This window comes from Oleiphilus sp. HI0067 (assembly GCF_001635735.1).
Genome location: NZ_LWFI01000630.1, coordinates 1 through 3,272 on the forward strand (window position 1 = coordinate 1; position 3,272 = coordinate 3,272).

Annotated in this window: 1 protein-coding gene; it reads left to right on the forward strand. The window is 49.1% G+C overall.

The window, feature by feature from the left end:
• The coding region (locus A3739_RS29595; RefSeq protein WP_197472148.1) for a hypothetical protein at positions 1-3,272 on the forward strand (3,272 nt) is incomplete at both ends.

Consider the following 3,272-nt stretch of genomic DNA (forward strand, 5'->3'; position numbering starts at 1 on the left):
TTCAATATTGATATACAAGCGCTTTTAGTCGATCAAGATGGTTCTGAAAGTATCGTTAGCGTTACGTTCTCGCAAGTGCCAGACGGCGCAGTGTTTAGCCACGGTACGGTCAATGCTGATGATACAGTGACCGTATTGGCTGAGGATCTAGCAGCGCTGACGTTAACGCCTCCGTTGCATGACAGTACTAACTTCACGCTAGATGTCATGGTGACGCATCAGGAGGAAGATCCAGATAGTGGTGTGATTACGGAAGCGAGTAGCACCGCACAATATCATGTTTCAGTTATCCCAGTGGCGGATGTCCCAACGTTACAAGCGAACGACATTAGCGGAAACGAAGATGAACCGATTAGCCTGGATATAACGGCGGATCTTGTCGATCTAGATGGTTCTGAGTCGATTACTGCGGTGCGTTTCGAGGGTGTTCCGGAGGGCGCGCAGCTCTCAACGGGTGCCGATCAGGGTAGTGGTGTTTGGATCGTGAATATCGACGATTTAGCGAGTCTAACCATACAGGCACCGGCACATAGTAGTGATGATTTTATCTTGAGTGCGACGGCATTGGTGAATGATGTCGATCCTGAGTCAGGCCTCGTTAGCCAAGTGAGTGACACGATTAGTTTTAATGTAGAAGTGTTGCCCGTTTCAGAACAGGCTGTCGTAGTGGCATCAGCACGTGGAGATGAAGATACAGCGATCGCGTTAAATCTTGATATTAGTCAACCTGACGCGGATGGTTCGGAAAGCATCACAGACATTGTGATTAGTGGTGTGCCGGCTGATGCCTTGCTGTCTGCTGGCGTCATGGATGCGGATGGAAAATATCATTTAACGGTTGGAGAGTTAGCGGGATTAAGTTATACGCCTAGTCTCCATGATAGTCAGGATATCACCTTAACTGTTGAAGTGACGACCGAAGATGTTGACCCTGAGGGAGTGAGTCAGAGTGTCGAGATCAGTAGTCACCAAATTACGGTGCAGGTTGATGCTGTTGCGGATGCGCCAACCTTGGTGATGACCCCTGCGATAGGTGATGAAGATACGGCTATTACACTCGATATTATGGCTAGCTTGGTGGATCTTGATGGTTCTGAGTCAGTGCAATCGATAGTAATCAGCGATGTGCCAGTGGGTGCGACGTTATCAGCTGGCGTTGATAATGGTGACAATAGCTGGACCTTAAGTGTCGATCAGTTGGTCGGTCTAACGATTACGCCACCGCTGCATGATAGCGAAGACTTCAGCTTATCGGTGTTGGCGAGCGTGGCAGATGTCGATCCTGAGACAGGAGAGGTGAGTACGTCTGAGACCTTGTCGACGATGGATGTTGAGGTTAACGCGGTCGTGGATACGGCGACACTGCTTGATAGTTACGTTGATATCAATGAAGACACTGCATTCAATATTGATATACAAGCGCTTTTAGTCGATCAAGATGGTTCTGAAAGTATCGTTAGCGTTACGTTCTCGCAAGTGCCAGACGGCGCAGTGTTTAGCCACGGTACGGTCAATGCTGACGATACAGTGACTGTATTGGCCGAGGATCTAGCAGCGCTGACGTTAACGCCTCCGTTGCATGACAGTACTGACTTTACGTTGGATGTCATGGTGACGCATCAGGATGAAGATCCAGATAGTGGTGTGATTACGGAAGCGAGTAGCACCGCACAATATCATGTTTCAGTTATCCCAGTGGCGGATGTCCCAACGTTACAAGCGAACGACATTAGCGGAAATGAAGATGAACCGATTAGCCTGGATATAACGGCGGATCTTGTCGATCTAGATGGTTCTGAGTCGATTACTGCGGTGCGTTTCGAGGGTGTTCCGGAGGGCGCGCAGCTCTCAACGGGTGCCGATCAGGGTAGTGGTGTTTGGATCGTGAATATTGACGATTTAGCGAGTCTAACCATACAAGCACCGGCGCATAGTAGTGATGATTTTATCTTGAGTGCGACGGCATTGGTGAATGATGTTGACCCTGAGTCAGGCCTCGTTAGCCAAGTGAGTGACACGATTAGTTTTAATGTAGAAGTGTTGCCCGTTTCAGAACAGGCTGTCGTAGTGGCATCAGCACGTGGAGATGAAGATACAGCGATCGCGTTAAATCTTGATATTAGTCAACCTGACGCGGATGGTTCGGAAAGCATCACAGACATTGTGATTAGTGGTGTGCCGGCTGATGCCTTGCTGTCTGCTGGCGTCATGGATGCGGATGGAAAATACCATTTAACGGTTGGAGAGTTAGCGGGATTAAGTTATACGCCTAGTCTCCATGATAGTCAGGATATCACCTTAACTGTTGAAGTGACGACCGAAGATGTTGACCCTGAGGGAGTGAGTCAGAGTGTCGAGATCAGTAGCCACCAAATTACGGTGCAGGTTGATGCTGTTGCGGATGCGCCAACCTTGGTGATGACTCCTGCGACAGGTGATGAAGATACGGCTATTACACTCGATATTATGGCTAGCTTGGTGGATCTTGATGGTTCTGAGTCAGTGCAATCGATAGTAATCAGCGATGTGCCAGTGGGTGCGACGTTATCAGCTGGCGTTGATAACGGTGATAATAGCTGGACCTTAAGTGTCGATCAGTTGGTCGGTCTAACGATTACGCCACCGTTGCATGATAGCGAAGACTTCAGCTTATCGGTGTTGGCGAGCGTGGCAGATGTCGATCCTGAGACAGGAGAGGTGAGTACGTCTGAGACCTTGTCGACGATGGATGTTGAGGTTAACGCGGTCGTGGATACGGCGACACTGCTTGATAGTTACGTTGATATCAATGAAGACACTGCATTCAATATTGATATACAAGCGCTTTTAGTCGATCAAGATGGTTCTGAAAGTATCGTTAGCGTTACGTTCTCGCAAGTGCCAGACGGCGCAGTGTTTAGCCACGGTACGGTCAATGCTGATGATACAGTGACCGTATTGGCTGAGGATCTAGCAGCGCTGACGTTAACGCCTCCGTTGCATGACAGTACTGACTTTACGTTGGATGTCATGGTGACGCATCAGGATGAAGATCCAGATAGTGGTGTGATTACGGAAGCGAGTAGCACCGCACAATATCATGTTTCAGTTATCCCAGTGGCGGATGTCCCAACGTTACAAGCGAACGACATTAGCGGAAACGAAGATGAACCGATTAGCCTGGATATAACGGCGGATCTTGTCGATCTAGATGGTTCTGAGTCGATTACTGCGGTGCGTTTCGAGGGTGTTCCGGAGGGCGCGCAGCTCTCAACGGGTGCCGATCAGGGTAG